Annotated in this window: 13 protein-coding genes; 4 read left to right on the top strand and 9 right to left on the bottom strand. The window is 60.9% G+C overall.

Features of this window, described 5'->3' with window-relative positions:
• Nucleotides 1-132 precede the first annotated feature (132 nt).
• From QQJ98_RS02130 to QQJ98_RS02105, 6 genes are all read right to left on the bottom strand, one after another.
• Nucleotides 133-924, bottom strand: a complete 792-nt coding sequence (locus QQJ98_RS02130; protein ID WP_284323662.1) for an amino acid ABC transporter permease — start codon at nt 922-924, stop codon at nt 133-135.
• A gap of 36 nt (nt 925-960) precedes the next feature.
• The gene (locus tag QQJ98_RS02125; protein WP_284323661.1) at nt 961-1,749 is read right to left on the bottom strand and encodes a transporter substrate-binding domain-containing protein; all 789 of its coding nucleotides are present in this window, start codon (nt 1,747-1,749) and stop codon (nt 961-963) included.
• 294 nt (nt 1,750-2,043) lie between these two features.
• On the bottom strand, nt 2,044-3,078 hold the full coding sequence (locus QQJ98_RS02120) for a HesA/MoeB/ThiF family protein (protein ID WP_284323796.1): 1,035 nt from the start codon (nt 3,076-3,078) through the stop codon (nt 2,044-2,046).
• On the bottom strand, nt 3,075-3,539 hold the full coding sequence (gene dut, locus QQJ98_RS02115) for a dUTP diphosphatase (RefSeq protein ID WP_431307778.1): 465 nt from the start codon (nt 3,537-3,539) through the stop codon (nt 3,075-3,077). Before dut ends, QQJ98_RS02120 begins: the two co-directional genes overlap by 4 nt.
• A 114-nt stretch (nt 3,540-3,653) precedes the next feature.
• Entirely contained in the window at nt 3,654-4,847 is a 1,194-nt protein-coding gene (gene coaBC / locus QQJ98_RS02110; protein ID WP_284323659.1) for a bifunctional phosphopantothenoylcysteine decarboxylase/phosphopantothenate--cysteine ligase CoaBC, read from the bottom strand.
• A gap of 57 nt (nt 4,848-4,904) precedes the next feature.
• Nucleotides 4,905-5,780, bottom strand: coding sequence for an RNA polymerase factor sigma-32 (locus QQJ98_RS02105; protein ID WP_284323658.1), 876 nt, complete (start codon nt 5,778-5,780; stop codon nt 4,905-4,907).
• A 202-nt stretch (nt 5,781-5,982) separates the two neighbouring features.
• On the opposite strand from QQJ98_RS02105, the gene QQJ98_RS02100 reads away from it, so the two are divergent.
• Both QQJ98_RS02100 and QQJ98_RS02095 read left to right on the top strand, forming a co-directional pair.
• On the top strand, nt 5,983-6,855 hold the full coding sequence (locus QQJ98_RS02100) for a glutathione S-transferase (RefSeq protein WP_284323657.1): 873 nt from the start codon (nt 5,983-5,985) through the stop codon (nt 6,853-6,855).
• Between the two features lie 68 nt (nt 6,856-6,923).
• A complete protein-coding gene (locus QQJ98_RS02095) occupies nt 6,924-8,438 on the top strand; it encodes a YifB family Mg chelatase-like AAA ATPase (protein ID WP_284323656.1) in 1,515 nt (504 codons plus the stop codon).
• On the opposite strand, the gene gshB is transcribed toward QQJ98_RS02095, so the two are convergent.
• Genes gshB through rsmI form a run of 3 tightly spaced genes read right to left on the bottom strand, consistent with a single transcriptional unit; the run spans nt 8,435 to nt 10,655 of the window.
• Complete coding sequence (gene gshB, locus QQJ98_RS02090; protein ID WP_284323655.1) at nt 8,435-9,376, bottom strand: glutathione synthase; 942 nt, start codon at nt 9,374-9,376, stop codon at nt 8,435-8,437. The two genes, QQJ98_RS02095 and gshB, sit on opposite strands and share 4 nt — an antisense overlap.
• Nucleotides 9,377-9,432: 56 nt before the next feature.
• On the bottom strand, nt 9,433-9,786 hold the full coding sequence (locus tag QQJ98_RS02085; RefSeq protein ID WP_284323654.1) for a YraN family protein: 354 nt from the start codon (nt 9,784-9,786) through the stop codon (nt 9,433-9,435).
• Nucleotides 9,783-10,655, bottom strand: a complete 873-nt coding sequence (rsmI, locus tag QQJ98_RS02080) for a 16S rRNA (cytidine(1402)-2'-O)-methyltransferase (protein ID WP_431307777.1) — start codon at nt 10,653-10,655, stop codon at nt 9,783-9,785. The genes QQJ98_RS02085 and rsmI overlap by 4 nt, the downstream gene beginning before the upstream one ends.
• A gap of 82 nt (nt 10,656-10,737) precedes the next feature.
• On the opposite strand from rsmI, the gene QQJ98_RS02075 reads away from it, so the two are divergent.
• Nucleotides 10,738-11,913, top strand: coding sequence for a penicillin-binding protein activator (locus tag QQJ98_RS02075; protein WP_284323653.1), 1,176 nt, complete (start codon nt 10,738-10,740; stop codon nt 11,911-11,913).
• 18 nt (nt 11,914-11,931) lie between these two features.
• Nucleotides 11,932-14,715, top strand: coding sequence for a [protein-PII] uridylyltransferase (locus QQJ98_RS02070; RefSeq protein ID WP_284323652.1), 2,784 nt, complete (start codon nt 11,932-11,934; stop codon nt 14,713-14,715).
• The last annotated feature ends 116 nt before the right edge of the window (nt 14,716-14,831 follow it).

Below are 14,831 nucleotides of genomic sequence, written 5' to 3'. Positions count from 1 at the left end.
TTTTGAAATACTCCCGCCGGAGGCATCGCCCCACGCGTAAAGCGCAGCCCCACAAGCCAAAACCGCGCGGCGCACCAAGCACCCACCGCGCGCCAGCGCTCAAAAAACTTGCGCGGCACGCGCGCCTTCAGATCAGCGCTGATCACGCGCCTTCAACCGCGCCTCTAGCCGCCGCAGCACCAAAGACAGGCCCACCGTCATCGTCAAATACAGCAAAGCCACCAGATTATAGGTCTCAAAGTACCGAAAATTGCCCGCCGCCGTAACCTTGCCCAGTTGCGTGATATCCGCGACGCCCAGCACCGACACCAAGGACGAATCCTTCACCATCGCCACAAAGTCATTGCCCAAGGGCGGCAAAATCATCCGAAACGCCTGCGGAAAGACCACAAACCGAAACCGCTGCCAGCCCGACAGCCCCAAAGCCTGCGCGGCCTCAATCTGCCCCTTATCCACCGCTTGCAAACCTGCCCGAAACACCTCGGCCAAAAACGCCGAATAGGCCAAGGTCAATGCCAGAACCGCCCGCCCCAACAGTGGAAAATCGCGCGTCCGCAACGGCTCGAACCCCAGCGGGCCGGTCAACCAGTTCCAACCATAGATCACCCCCGGCGCCAACACGAAGGCCACGTACAGCAGCAACACCATGATCGGTACGCCGCGCACGACCTCAATGTAAAACCGCGCCACCTGCCGCACCGCGCGAAACCGCGACATGCCCGCCACTGCAAGCAGCAGCCCCAGCACGCAGGCCATCGCAAACGCCACCACGGTCACAAAAACCGTCAGCCAGATCCCCTTGGCCAGCAATCGCATCGCCGAGGAATAAACCTCGCTCGCCCAGATCTGATAAAACAGCACAAGGCCAATGCCGCCAAGCGCCACCAGCCACCACGGAAAATCAGGGTCTTTCAATGCCTTCATGGGAAAAGGCCCCGGGTTTTGCCGGGGCCGCTGACTTCATTCGGCCTTGTATTCGACGAACCATTTCTGATTCAGCGCATCCAACGTGCCATCCGCCTTCAGTGCCGCAATCCCGGCATTGATCGGCGCTTCCCACTCGGAACCTTTCGGAAAGATAAAGCCAAAATCCTCGCTGGCCAGCGGCCCGCCGATCAGCTTCAACTTGCCGTCCGAGGCCGCAACATAGCTTTGCGCCGCCGTCGAATCCGACAAGGTCAGATCGACATCGCCCGTTTTCAGGGCCTCAAGACCTGCGCCAAAGGTTTCAAACTTGACCACGCGCGGGTTCTCTTCATTGCCATCCAACACGTTGTAAATCGCCGCATAAAACGGCGAGGTGCCGGGTTGGGCCGAAACCAGCAGATCCGGCATCGCCGCAAAACTTGCGGCATCAGTGAACCGAGTCTCATCGCCGCGCACGATCATCAGCATTTCCGAGCGCAGATAAGGCTCCGAGAAATCCACCTTGCCCTTACGCTCATCCGTGATGGTGATGCCGGTCATCCCCATATCATACTGACCGTCCGACACCGCTGGGATCATCGCATCCCAAGAGGTATTCTCGTATTTCACCTTGAAATTCATCCGCTTCGCCATTTCGGCGATTGCGTCATATTCCCAGCCGACCGCAGCGCCCGATTTGTCGACGAATTGCAGCGGCGGATAGGCGTTCTCGGTGACAATGGTGATCTCTTTGCCAGCCATATCCGGCAAATCCTCTGCAAAAACGGCAGAAACGCTCATCGCAGCAAAGGCAAGCCCGGCAAGGGCGGCAGAAATCTTCATATGTGAACTCCCTGTCACAGAGTGGATGCAAGAGTATGACCGGGATTGCATACCGGGGGCAAGGGGGCGCAAATCGGCCCACTGCACCAGTTGCAAGATAAACCACCTGCGCCATCGCATCCACATTGCAAGCCAACTCATGAGTTCAAACCTTGTAACCTCCTGATTCGTCCAGCTTGCCCGAGAAAGATTAACGCAAGCCAAACGGCAAGAGATATGGCCGCTTTCCGTATCGTTCCTGTATCTTTTCCATATCGTTAATTTTTCAGAAACCAGAAAATTAACAAAGCACCCTCAATGGCTTACACCACAAACTGCGCAATCTTCCCGCCGCTTCACAACGATCACCCGCGTCTCAGCATAAAGCGCATCATAGATCAGCAACCGCCCCCGCAGCGGCGCGCCCGCCCCGGTGATCAGCTTGATCGCCTCCATTGCCATCATCGACCCGACCACCCCCGGCAAGGCTGCAGCGACCCCGGCCTCCGCGCAACTGGACACCATGCCGGGCGCGGGCCGCACCGGAAAAACACATTCATAACAAGGGCTTTCCTGCGCCGCGTCATAGATCGAAAGCTGCCCTTCCCATTGCGTAATTGCGCCCGCAATCAACGGCTTGCCAGCCTGCACGCACAGCCGGTTGACCAGATAGCGGGTGTCGAAATTGTCCGAGCCATCCAGCACAAGATCATGCGCCGCCACCATCGTAGCCGAGGATTCATCCAAGCGCAGCCTATGGGGTGTCACGGTGACAAACGGGTTAAGCGCACGCATCGCAATTTCCGCAGATTGCACCTTAGTCATGCCAATATGCTGATCTCTATGAATAATCTGGCGCTGCAAATTGCTGGTATCGACCCTGTCATCGTCGATCACCGTAATTTCCCCCACCCCGGCCGCCGCCAGATACAGCAGCACCGGCGAGCCAAGCCCGCCAGCCCCCACCACCAAAACCCGCGCCGCTTTCAACTTGCGCTGTCCCGGGCCGCCAATCTCGCGCAGCAAGATATGACGGGCATATCGCGCCACTTCGCCGTCGGAAAAAGCGGCTGGCGCCTCTGCCGGGCTGGTCAGTTTAATACTATTTTTCAGATAGTTAAGGATGTACCGATACCCCAAGATCACCCCTAGGGCCAAAGCTGCCACGCCCCAAACCCGCGCGTCTCCGCCCGTCGCTGTGCGCACAGGATGCCCCAAAGGCAGCGCCAGATTGGCCAAGATCACTGCCACCCAGAGCGCGGCAATCGCCCCCCATCGGACCCGCTTTGGCGTGCCCATCACCCAGCCCAGACACCACAATCCAAGCATAAGCCACAAAACCAGCATCAGCGCAGCCCTGTGGAGCCGAAACCGCCCTGACCGCGTCCGGTTTCATCCAATATATCAACCACTTGAAAGCTTGCTTGCACGACGGGCGCAATCACGCTTTGCGCAATCCGGTCGCCGTGCTGCACCGTGTAGGGTGACGTGCCCAGATTGATCAAGGCCACCCCCAAAGGCCCGCGATAGTCACTGTCGATCGTGCCCGGCGTGTTTGGCAATGTGATGCCGAATTTCAGCGCCAAGCCAGACCGGGGCCGCAGTTGCATCTCATAGCCCATTGGAATCGCAACACGAATTCCAGTCGGCACCACAACCCGTGCCATCGGCGCGATGACGATTCCGCCCGCCCGGTCGGCGAAGGCCAAGTTGGCGCAGACATCCGCCCCCGCCGATCCGGCGGTCTGATAGCTGGGCAGCGGCACCGCGCGGTCCGCCCAATCTTCCCACATCACTTGCACCAAGGTCATCACCGTCCCCTTTGCGATCCTCTTGCTGCCAAAACGGCGACGGCCCGGCAGTTACAAGATCACGCTCTATCGAAATCCATCAAGCCTAATCCAATGAATCTATGTTGCTTTTCCTTAGGCCAAGGAGGCCGCAATCCGGGCCGCCAAGGCCCGCGCCACTGCATCCTTGCCCATGCGCGGCCAAACCTCGGCGCCCGCTTCGGTGATCAGCGTCACCGCATTTTCAGTTCCGCCCATGATGCCCGTCTGCGGCGATACATCATTGGCGACAATCCAGTCGCAGCCCTTGCGCAAGCGTTTGGCGGCGGCATATTCCGCGACGCGCTCGGTTTCGGCAGCGAAGCCTACGACCAGTTTGGGTCGCATCAGCCCCTTGGAAACGCTGGATAAAATATCCGGGTTTTCGGCAAACTCCAAGCTTGGCACTTGCCCTGATCCGTGCTTTTTCATCTTTTGACCGCTGGCATTCGCCACCCGCCAATCGGCGACCGCAGCCGCCATGACCGCCGCGTCGGCGGGCAAAGCGGCCTCGACAGCCGCCAGCATTTGCGCCGCAGTCTCTACCCGCACCACCGCCACTCCATTGGGGGCGGGCACCGCTGCGGGCCCGGTCACAAACGTCACTGTCGCCCCCAGATCGCGCAGCGCCACCGCAATCGCCGTGCCCTGCGCCCCCGATGATCTGTTGGCAATATATCTCACTGGATCAATAGGTTCGTGCGTCGGCCCCGATGTCACCAGCACATGCCGGCCGACCAATGGCCCCACCGCCAAAGCCGCCTCAATCGCTGCGACAATCTCTTCCGGTTCGGCCATCCGCCCCGGCCCAAATTCGCCGCAAGCCATGTCGCCGTCATTGGGGCCGACAAACCGCACGCCATCCTCGCGCAGTTGCGCCAGACTGCGCTGCGTCGCCGCGTGCTGCCACATCCGCACGTTCATTGCAGGCGCCGCCAGCACCGCGGTATCTGTCGCAAGCAGCAGGGTCGAAGCCAGATCATCCGCCCGCCCACCCGCCATTTTCGCCATCAAATCAGCAGTTGCCGGGGCCACCACGATCAGATCAGCGACGCGGGACAATTGAATATGGCCCATCTCGGCTTCGTCGGTCAAATCGAACAGCGCAGAGTAAACCTTCTCACCGGCCAAGGCGCTGACCGACAACGGCGTTACAAACTCCGCTCCTGCGCGGGTCAGAACCGGCGTCACCGCAGCCCCGGATTTTTTCAAAAGTCTGATCAATGCCAAAGACTTATAGGCCGCAATGCCGCCGCCAATGATCAGCAGAATTCGCTTGTTCGCCAGCATCACATGCTCCCATAACCTTGCATAGGTGTAGGGGGCCGTCCGCGCAAATTCAACGACCTAAAGCAAGGCAATCACTTCGGGCGACTGCGCCTCAAGCGCGCGGCGCAGCTTGCCGTAGGCTGCGGCCTCAAGCTGCCGGATCCGCTCTTTCGACAGACCCAACTCGACGCCCAGCGATTCCAGCGTGCGCGGTTCCTCACGCAAACGGCGCTCGGCCACGATATGCCGCTCGCGCGCGCTCAGGCCCTGCATCGCCGCAACCAACCATCCCCGCAGCCGCGCCTGATCGTGCAAAATCTCAACCCGCTCGGCGGCTTGCGGCGCGTCATCCTCCAGCACATCAATCCATTCGCGGCCGTCGTCATCCGCCGCCTGCGTAGCGTTCAGCGATGCGTCCGAGCCGGAAAGCCTGCCCTCCATCATCTCAACTTCCGCCACCCGCACACCGATTTCATGCGCGACCTTCTCGCGCAGCTGATAGCGGTCCAGCACCAAACCTTCGGCGGCAGCTTCGCGCTCCATCTTGGCCTGAACGCGCTTCATATTGAAAAACAAAGACTTTTGAGCAGAAGTGCTGCCCGTCCGCACCATCGACCAATTCCGCATCACATAGTCCTGGATGCTGGCCTTGATCCACCACACTGCATAGGTCGAAAACCGCACGCCCCGATCCGGGTCAAATTTCTCTGCGGCTTTCATCAAGCCCAAGGACGCCTCTTGGATCAAATCATTCATCGGCGCACCGTAGCGGCGAAACTTCGCAGCCATCGAAATCGCCAGCCGCATATAGGCGGTGATCAACCGATGCAGCGCCGCCTCGTCGCGGTGATCGCGCCACGCATAGGCCAGTTGCAATTCAGTTTCGGCATCCAGCAATTCTGCAGCGCGCGCTTGGCGCGACAAGACTTGCTGATAGGGTGCGTCAAGTGCCATCTGATCCCCCAATCGTCGGATGTCCCGTGTGCCGGGTGTACAGGTGATACGCCGCCCGACCCGGTTTGGATCCATGAGCCGCGCAAAAGCCGCAAATAATCTTCGCTCCATCAATTCGCGTGATGGACTCGCGCACAAAATAGCACTTTCCATATGACAAACGCATGACTTACCCTGCCCTCACCCTAAATCGGAGCGTCCAATGTCCCCCTACGATCTTGTCATCGGCGACCGCGCCTATTCCAGTTGGTCCTTGCGGGGCTGGTTGCTGTTTGATGCGTTCAACCTTCCGGTCAAGCTGCACACCGCGCGGCTTTATACGGATGAGCTTTCCAATCTTCTCAAAGACTTCTTCCCTGCCAAAACCGCGCCCACCATGCGCACGCCCGAGGGCGTTGTCGTGCCCGAAACCATCGCCATCGCCGAAGAACTGGCCTCGCGCCACGCCGAGGCTGGTATCTGGCCCGCTAACCCAGCCGCCCGCGCCATCGCCCGTGTGCTTGCCGCCGAAATGCACGCCGGATTTGTCGCCTTGCGCAGCCATTGCCCGATGAATTTGCGCGTCAGCTATACCGACTGCGCGCGCCCCGACGAAGTGCTGGCCGATCTCAAGCGTCTGGAAGTGCTCTGGCAATGGGCACAATCGCAAACAGGATCAACGACTTGGCTGTGCGGTGATTATTCCGCCGCAGATGCCTTCTTTGCCCCGGTCGCCGCCCGCATCGCTGGCTATAATCTGCCGGTTTCGGCCAAAGTGATGGCATATGTTCAGGCGCATCTGGCGCATCCTTCCTTCCGGCGCTGGCGTGCGATGGGGATGATTGACGGCGCGGATCAAGAGTTTTACCGCCGCAGCTACCCTGGCAGGCCCTGGCCCGGCCCGGTCCCACTTGCCGCCCGGCCCGTCGACGGCACCACTGCCGAGAACACCGCCTGCCCCTATTCTGGCAAGCCCGTCAGCCATGTGCTTGAAATTGCAGGCCGTCGCATTGGTTTCTGCAATGCCTTTTGCCGCGACAAGACCGTGGCCGATCCCGAGGCATGGCCGAAATTCATGGCAATTTATCAACCCTGACGCCGCATCTTTACCATTCGTAAACCATTGCACCCTAGCCGTTAATCAAACTTAACGCGGAGGATGCAATGGTTGCACGGGCCTATACGGTCGCCTTTGAGGGCGTCGAGGCGCGTATCGTCGAGGTGCAATGCGCGGTTGCCCCCGGCATGCCCTATTTCGGCATCGTAGGCTTGGCTGACAAAGCGGTATCCGAGGCGAAAGAGCGCGTGCGTGCCGCGATGGCGGCCATGTCGATCGCGCTGCCGTCCAAGCGCATCATGGTCAACCTCTCCCCCGCCGATCTGCCGAAAGAGGGCTCGCATTTCGATCTGCCCATTGCGCTGGCACTGCTGGCGGCGCTCGACATCATTCCGAAAGACGCCGCCGAAAGCACGGTCGCCCTTGGGGAACTGTCGCTGGATGGTCGCCTGATCGCCGTGCTTGGCGCCCTGCCCGCCGCCATGGCCGCCGCCGAAGCGGACCGCATCCTGCTTTGCCCCAAAGCCTGCGGGGCCGAAGCGGCTTGGGTGGGGGCCACGCAAGTGCTGGCTGCCGCCACGCTGAACGATGTGGTGCGCCACTACACCGGGCAGATTCCAATCACCCCGGCCGAAGCAGGAGAGGTCGCAGCCGAATCCACGGGCCGCGATTTCCGTGATGTCAAAGGCCAGGAACGCGCGAAACGAGCATTGGAAATCGCTGCCTCGGGCCGCCACCACGCGCTGATGGTGGGCACACCGGGGTCGGGGAAATCCATGCTTGCGGCGCGCTTGCCGGGAATCCTGCCGCCACTTTCCGCACAAGAGGCACTTGAAACCTCGATGATCCATTCGCTGGCCGGGCTGTTGTCCGAAGGCGGCATCTCGCGCGCCCGGCCGTTCCGCGAACCGCATCACACTGCCTCGATGGCGGCCATCGTCGGCGGGGGCAAAGGTGCCAAGCCCGGCGAAATCAGCCTTGCGCATAATGGCGTACTGTTCATGGACGAGTTTCCCGAATTTCCCCGTGCCGTGCTGGAAACCCTGCGCCAACCGATTGAGACGGGCGAGATCATGGTCGCCCGCGCCAATGCCCATATCCGCTATCCCTGCCGCTTTCTGCTGATCGCCGCCGCAAACCCTTGTAAATGCGGCTATATGTCAGATCCCGCCCGTGCCTGCGCCAAAGTGCCGATCTGTGGCGAGGATTATCTGGGCCGCATTTCTGGGCCGTTGATGGATCGCTTTGATCTGCGCGTCGAAGTGCCACCGGTCGCCTACACCGACCTTGATTTGCCATCCTCGGGCGACAGCTCCGCCACGGTCGCGGCCCGCGTGCAAGCCGCCCGCGCGCTGCAAACCGCGCGCTTTAGATCCACCCCGAACACCCGCGTCAACGCCGATATGGAAGGCAGCCTGCTGGAACAAGTGGCAAGCCCCGATCCTGAAGGCCGGGATTTGCTGGCCAAAGTCGCCGAACGGTTCGGCCTGTCAGCGCGAGGCTATCACCGCGTGCTGCGCGTCGCCCGCACGATTGCCGATCTGGATGCCTCGCCGACGGTGCGCCTGCCGCATATCGCCGAGGCCGTCAGCTATCGTTTGGCCGTAGGTGCGAAAAACTAAGCGCGCTTGGCCTCGATCACCTGCCAGATCCGCTCGGCAGTGTTGGTGCCATCAAACCGCTCCAACTCTTGAATCCCGGTCGGCGAGGTCACGTTGATCTCTGTCAGATAATCGCCAATCACGTCAATGCCGACGAAAATCTGGCCATGCTCACGAAGGGTCGGCCCAATCGCCGCGCAAATCTCCAGATCGCGCGGCGTCAAACCGACCTTCTCTGGCCGCCCGCCCGCATGCATGTTCGACCGGGTTTCCCCAGCCTGCGGCACCCGGTTGATCGCGCCCACCGGTTCGCCATCGACCAGAATCACCCGCTTGTCGCCCTTGGACACGTCAGGCAGGAACTTCTGCACGATCAAAGGCTCGCGGTTGATACCGGTGAACATCTCATGCAGCGACGCGAGGTTTTTGTCATTCGCATCCAGCCGGAACACCCCAGCCCCGCCATTGCCATAAAGCGGCTTCAGAATGATGTCGCCATGCCGCGCCTTAAAGTCACGAATGGTCTGCAAATCCCGCGCGATGGCGGTCGGCGGCGTCAGATCAGGAAACCGCAGCACCAGCAGTTTTTCAGGATAATTGCGCACCCAGAACGGATCATTCACCACCAAAGTCTTTGGGTGGATCATATCCAGCAGATGCGTGGTGGTGATATAGCCCATATCAAACGGCGGGTCCTGCCGCAGCCAGACCACGTCAAACTCGCTGAGATCCACCTCAGCCTCTGGCCCATAGCTGACATGATTGCCGATTTCCCGCCGTAACGTGATCGGAAATCCGCGCGCCATCACCCGGCCTTCCACAAAGGCCAACTTGTCGGCCGTGTAGAAAAACAGCGAATGTCCCCGCGCCTGCGCTTCAAGCGCAATGCGGAACGTACTGTCAGCGTTGATATTGACCGACCCGATCGGGTCCATCTGCAGGGCGACCTTAAGCGACATAAGACTCTCCGGGGCTTCGTTGCCCACTTGATGCCGCAAGCCTCGGCCAGATGCAATCAGGCGGCGTAAGCGTTTTCCAACACTTCGATCCGCCCCAAAGCATCGACCAAGGCCACGTCAAAGCGCACATCAGTCATCTGGCCCGAAGGTTCGCCCGCCAAAAACTCTGACGCCGCGCCATAAATCCGCGCCATTTGCCGCGGGGTCAGGTGTTCGGCGGCCATCGCATGCGTCTTGCTTTGCTTGACCTCAATAAAAATCACTTCGGCACCGTCGCGGGCAATCAGATCGATTTCCCCGGCAGATCCGCGCCAACGCCGCGCACAGACCGCCCGGCCCGAACGATCATAAAACTGCGCCACCTGATCTTCGGCGGCAAATCCTGCGTGATAAGACCGTGCCCCGCTCATGCGCCTGCCCTTTTCAATGCCAATTGATACACATCGCGCCGCGCCAAACCATAAGCCTGCGCCACCGCCGCCGCCGCATCCTTCATCGTCATATGCGTCAAAGCCTGATCCAATGCCTGTTCCACCGTTGCCGCATCCGCCGCCTGTTCGGGCGCACGATCAATCAACACCACAATTTCGCCCTTTACGGCCCGCCCGTCAAACGCTGCCGCCAATTCGCCCAACGTGCCGCGTGAGATTTCCTCGAATCGCTTGGTGAGTTCGCGGCACACCACAGATTTACGCCCTTCTCCCAGACCCTGCACCAAATCATCTAATAATTGCTTAACGCGTTTTGGCGATTCATACAGAATGACCGTCGCCTGTACCTGCGCCAGTTCGCGGATAAATGTCTCGCGCGCGCCTTTTGCTGCGGGTGGAAATCCTGCAAACATGAACCGATCTGACGGCAGCCCTGACACTGTCAGCGCGCACAGCACCGCAGACGCGCCGGGGGCAGACAGCACCGGATAGCCATCGGCAATCGCGGCCCGGCCCAGCTGAAAACCGGGATCCGAGATCAGCGGCGTGCCGGCCTCGGACGCATAGGCCACCGATTTGCCCTCGGCAATCGCGCGCATCAGCCGTGGCAGGGCGGCATCGTTGTTATGCTCGTGATAGGCGACCAGCGGGCGATCGCCCAGACTAACCCCATGAATCTCCATCAGATGCCGCAAGGTCCTTGTGTCTTCTGCCGCCAGCACGTCGGCCGAGGCCAGAATATCCAGCGCCCGAAGCGTGATATCGCGCGCCGCCCCAATCGGGGTCGCGATAAAATACAGGCCTGCCGCAAGGCGTTGCATCTGTGGCGTGGCTTTGGTCATCGTCACGCCTATGGCCTCCCTGACAAGTTTACTTCCCCGCCCAATGCGCTTAACCTGAAGGCCGATCCGCCAAGGGTGAGGGAGTTCCATGTTGTCCGTTTTGATGCGGGCCCGCAAGTCGCTGGGCCAAATTCTTGTTGCCGCCTCTGCGGTTGTCTTGGCCGCTTGCGTGCCTGCAGCTGGGCCCACGCCGGGCGCAGGCAATGCCTCGGGCAAGATTCAGGTGGCTTTGCTGGTGCCTGCAGGGTCAGGTCAGGCCAGTGACGAGCTGCTGGCGCGGTCGTTGCAAAACGCAGCCCGGATGGCGATTTCCGATCTGGGCGGCTCGGCGCAGGTCGATCTGCGGGTGTATAGCACCGCAGGCAGCCCCGCGACTGCCGCTGCAATGGCGACCAAAGCCGTTGCCGAAGGCGCGCAGGTCATCCTTGGCCCGGTGTTCGCGCAAGAGGCCAATGCCGCTGGCGTCGCCGTGGCCGCTTCGGGCGTCAACGTGCTGGCGTTCTCGAACAACCCCGATATCGCGGGCAACAACGTCTTCGTGTTGGGCCCAACCTTTGGTAATACCGCCAGCCGCCTTGCATCCTATGCCGTGCGGCAAGGCAAATCCAAGGTAATGATCGTCAATGACCGCAACAGCGCAGGCGAGATCGGCCGCGCAGCCATCGCGCAGGCGGTGTCTGCTTCGGGCGGCACCGTTGTCGCAAGCGGCAATTACGAATTCTCGCAAAACGGCGTTATGGCCGCCGCCCCCGGCATCGCGGCTTCGGCCAGGGCCGCTGGCGCGCAGGCGGTGTTTTTGACCGCCGATACCGCTGGGGCCCTGCCTTTGATCAGCCAGCTTTTGGCCGACAACGGCCTGTCCTCGGCCTCGGCACAGTTCATCGGCCTGACCCGTTGGGACATCCCGGCCGCAACTCTGGGTCTGCCCGGCGTGCAAGGTGGTTGGTTTGCGCTGCCCGATCCTGCCCTTTATGCGCAATACCAAAGCCGCTACCAATCTACCTTCAACGAGCCGCCGCATCCGATTTCGGGCCTTGCTTATGACGGCATCGCAGCCATAGGCGCTTTGATGAAAAAGGCCGGCCCCGGCCCGCTGTCAAAGCAAGCGCTGACCCAAAGTGCGGGCTTCGTCGGCGTCAACGGCGTGTTCCGCCTGCGCGGCGATGGCACCAATGAGCGCGGGCTTGCCATTGCGCAAATCCTAAACGGCCGCGCCGTTGTGATCGACCCTGCTCCGCGCAGCTTTGGCGGCTTTGGCTCTTAAGCTGCCCAAGGTATCGCCATGAAAAACGCCGTGGCACCTGCGCCCAACCCCAGCGCAGCCCCAAATCTGCTGATCCCCGCCGCCGAGTTGATCGACGGCGGGGCTTTGCTGGCAGCCATCACCGCCGAGCTGCCCGCCACCGATGCCCGCGCCGGGCGTGCCATCGCCGTGCGCCACATGGTTCTGGCGAAAAACCGCGCCAACGAGGCGCTCGAAGCCGCCTTCCGCCAACACCCTTTGAACGCCCGCGCGCTGGTCTCGGCGCAGTCGCATCTGACCGATGTTCTGGTCACAACCGCGCTGTTGATCGCCCGCGACCATCTCCACCGCGCCCAGTCCCCCACCACGGCCGAGCGTCTGACCGTGCTGGCCGTCGGTGGCTTTGGCCGCGCTGAAATGGCCCCCCATTCCGATGTCGATCTGTTGTTCCTGACCCCGTGGAAGATCACACCTTGGGCGGAATCCGTCATCGAATCCATGCTTTACATGCTGTGGGATCTAAAGCTGAAGGTCGGCCATTCCAGTCGCACCGTGGCCGATTGCATCCGTTTGGGGCGTGAAGACATCACCATCCGCACCGCACTTCTGGAACACCGCTTCATCGCAGGCGACGCCTCGCTTGCGGCAGAGCTGAACGAACGCCTGTGGACCGATCTTTTCCGCAACTCTGGCCCCGAATTCATCGAGGCCAAACTCGCCGAACGGGCCGAACGCCACAAGCGCCAAGGCGGTCAGCGCTATGTGCTGGAACCCAATGTCAAAGAGGCCAAGGGCGGCCTGCGCGATCTGCAAACGCTGTATTGGATCGGGAAATACCTGCTGCGGGTGTCCTCTTCGGCGGGGCTGGTTGCCGCTGGCCTGTTGAACCGCGAAGAATACGATAAGTTTGAACGCGCCGAAAATTTCCTCTGGGCCGCGCGCTGCCATCTGCATTACATCACCCACCGCGCCGTCGATCAACTAACCTTTGATGCTCAGGTGGATGTGGCCGAACGCATGGGCTACCATGACAGCGCAGGCCGCCGCGCGGTCGAGTTGTTCATGCAAGACTACTTCCGCCACGCCACCCATGTTGGCGAGCTGACCCGGATTTTCCTGACCGAACTCGAAGCCCGCCACGCCAAACCCGAATCCCGCCTGCTGGGCGTGTTCAACCGCAAACGCATCAAACCGCCCTACAAGCTGCTGCAAAACCGCATCGACGTGCTTGATCAGGCGCAATTCCTGTCAGATCCGCTGAACCTGCTCCGCGCCTTTGAAGAGGCTTTGCGCTCGCGCCATCTGCTGCACCCCAATATCATGCGGGTGATTGCGGCCAATCTGGCGCTGATCGACGATGATCTGCGCGACAACCCCGAAGCCCAGCGCATCTTTCTGGATCTGATGCTGAAACACGGCAACCCGGAACGCGCCCTGCGCCGGATGAACGAATTGGGCGTGCTGTCCGCGTTTATCCCCGAGTTTGAAAACATCGTCGCCATGATGCAATTCAACGTCTACCACCACTACACGGTGGACGAACATATCATCCAGACCATCAGTATTCTGGCGCAAATCGAACGCGGAGAGCTGGTCGAAGATCTGCCGCTGTCCTCTAAAATCCTGAAATCAGGCGTCAACCGCCGCGTGCTTTATGTCGCCCTCTTGCTGCATGACATCGGCAAAGGCCGCCCGGAAGATCACTCGATCATCGGCGCGCAAATGGCCCGCCGCATCGCACCCCGTCTGGGGTTGGATGCCGAGGAAACCGAAACCGTCGAATGGCTGGTCCGCTATCATCTTCTGATGTCCGACATGGCGCAGAAACGCGACATCGGCGATCCGCGCACGGTGCGCGACTTTGCCAAGGCGGTGAAGACACGCAAACGGCTTGATCTGTTGACCGTGCTGACCGTCTGCGACATTCGCGGCGTCGGTCCGACCACATGGAACAACTGGAAGGCCATGCTGCTGCGGCAATTGCACAGCCTGACCGCCGAAGCCCTGCAAGGCGGTTTGGAAACCATCAACCGCGACAAACGCGAGGACGAGGCCAAAGCCGCGCTCCGCCTGCGCCTGCATGACTGGTCCGAAGCCGAGATCAGAACCGAGAAAGCCCGCCACTACGCCCCTTACTGGCAGGGCCTGTCTACCGACACGCAAGAGGTGTTCGCCCGCCTGCTGCGCGGCCTTGGTGATCATGAAATCCGCATAGATCTGCACCCCGAACCCGCCCGCGACGCCACCCGCGCCTGCTTTGCATTGGGCGATCACCCCGGCATCTTCTCGCGGCTTGCCGGGGCCTTGGCCTTGGTTGGGGCCAACGTGGTCGATGCCCGCACCTATACGTCGAAAGACGGCTACGCGACCCCGGTGTTCTGGATTCAAGACGCCGATGGCAAACCCTATGACATCGAACGCCTGCCCCGCCTGCGCGGCATGATCGAGAAAACCCTGAAGGGCGAAGTGCTGCCGCGCGAGGCCCTCGCTGGCCGCGATAAGGTGAAAAAGCGCGAACGCGAGTTCCGCTTTCCCACTCATATCACCTTCGACAACGAAGGCTCGGAAATCTACACGATCATCGAGGTCGACACCCGCGACCGCCCCGGACTGCTCTACGATCTGACCCGGACCTTGGCCGCGAACAACATCTATATCGCAAGCGCCGTAATCGCCACCTACGGCGCACAAGTCGTCGATGCCTTCTATGTCAAAGACATGTTCGGCCTGAAACTTTACACCAAAAGCAAACAAGAAGCCTTGGACCGCAAACTTCGCCAAGCCATCGCCGAAGGGGCCGAGCGCGCGCAGAACGCGGGGTAGGCCTCACGCTGCAGCGCTCCCAAAGCAACGCCCCGGCGCAGTTCACATTGGCTTAAATATTCCACGGGGGTCTGGGGGTGTGAAACCCCCAGCCTTACCCCGCCAACCATCTGGTG

This window comes from Cypionkella aquatica (genome assembly GCF_030161095.1).
Classification (GTDB): domain Bacteria; phylum Pseudomonadota; class Alphaproteobacteria; order Rhodobacterales; family Rhodobacteraceae; genus Cypionkella; species Cypionkella aquatica.
The sequence above is the reverse complement of the archived record's forward strand: the minus strand, read 5'-3'. Positions and strand labels throughout refer to the sequence as shown.